The 1,685-nt window shown below is 44.4% G+C and carries 2 protein-coding genes; both read left to right on the top strand.

Annotation, left to right across the window (positions count from 1 at the left end; genetic code table 11):
• The coding region (locus tag A3738_RS15210) for an Hsp20 family protein (RefSeq protein WP_369819808.1) at positions 1-484 on the top strand (484 nt) is incomplete at its 5' end.
• 149 nt (positions 485-633) lie between these two features.
• Positions 634-1,527: a protease HtpX gene (gene htpX, locus A3738_RS15205; protein WP_068763703.1), complete on the top strand. Its 894-nt coding sequence runs from the start codon at positions 634-636 to the stop codon at positions 1,525-1,527.
• Positions 1,528-1,685 lie beyond the last annotated feature (158 nt).

Here is a 1,685-nt window from a genome sequence, read left to right as displayed (position 1 = left end):
GCCGTCAGGGTTATCGATATATTTATTGCTCAACGAGGATAAAACTATGAGATCTATCGACCTTTCACCACTATACAGAACTGCAATTGGCTACGATCACGTACTTAACTTGCTAGAAAGCGCAAGTAGAGGCGATTCGAAAAATACTGGCTACCCGCCCTACAACATTGAAGTAATCGAATCCGACAAATATCAAATTACACTCGCAGTTGCTGGTTTCTCAAAGAACGAAATTCAGATCACAAGCGAGCGCAATAAGCTCAATATTAAAGGAAAGCATGTTGCAGACCACAAAGAACGAAAGTTCCTACATCAAGGTATTGCTGGTCGTGACTTCGAACGCACCTTCGAACTCGCTGAACATGTTCGCGTCGTCGGCGCAGATCTCGAAAATGGCCTTCTAAAGGTTGATCTTGTCAAAGAGATTCCTGAAGCGATGAAGCCTAAGAAAATCGAAATTGGAACTCAAATTATCGACGCTTAAATTCATTTTCTAGACCTTCTTAAAGAGCGGCAATTAGCCGCTCGTTTTGCATAGACATATCAAAAATGTAATTTTAGAAACCGGCCTATCCACTTTATTTTGAACTATTAACCCATATATCCGTTCAAGTACTCATATCGGAGATTGAAGTGAAGCGCATATTACTGTTTTTAGCTACTAACTTAGCAATCATTGTTGTCTTAAGTATTACACTCAGACTACTTGGATTCGAACGCATTCTCGACGCCAACGGTGTCGACCTAAACATGAACTCCTTACTACTGTTCGCATCAGTATTTGGATTTGGCGGCTCATTTATATCCCTTGNGATCTCAAAGTGGATGGCGAAAAAGACCACCGGCGCTAAAGTAATTACGCAAGCCAGCAACCCAACAGAAAAATGGCTAGTAGACACCGTTAGCATGCAGGCAAAAGCGGCAGGTATTGGAATGCCTGAGGTCGCGATTTATCCGGGTAAAGAAGTTAATGCATTCGCCACGGGTGCCAACCGAAACAATGCATTGGTTGCCGTGAGTGCAGGCCTTTTAAACAACATGACCAAAGATGAAGCTGAGGCTGTTTTAGCCCATGAAGTAAGCCATGTTGCTAACGGCGACATGATCACATTGAGCTTAATCCAAGGCGTCGTGAACACATTTGTGATTTTCTTCAGTCGCGTTATTGGCCACACCATCGATCGTGTGGTTTTCAAAAACGAACGAGGCCACGGCATTGCATATTGGGTATCAACGATTATCGCTGAAATCGTACTGAGCATACTCGCTAGCACCATTGTTATGTGGTTCTCTCGCCAACGAGAATATCGCGCTGATGCTGGCGGAGCAAAACTAGCAGGCACGCATAAGATGATCGCAGCATTGAAGAGACTTCAAGCACAAACAGAGAGCCAAGAACTCCCTGACCAATTAACAGCGTTTGGCATTTCCGGACTCAGACACTCTAAATTTGGTGCGTTGTTTTTATCTCACCCGCCATTAGAGCAACGAATTCAAGCACTGGAGCAATCGATGGCGCGAAACTAAGAACGCTTAGTTCGCACACAATAAAAAAGGCCGCAATAGCGGCCTTTTTTGATAATCACTAATGCTTAGATCAGCCCCTGCGCCTCTGCTTCTGAACGAATGCCAGCCCATCCTTCGCGCACTGTTCTGATGTGACTTGCCACTTCATCCAACAACTC

The organism is Oleiphilus sp. HI0066 (assembly GCF_001635725.1).
Note: the sequence above shows the minus strand (reverse complement) of the source record. Positions and strands in the feature narration are given on the sequence as shown.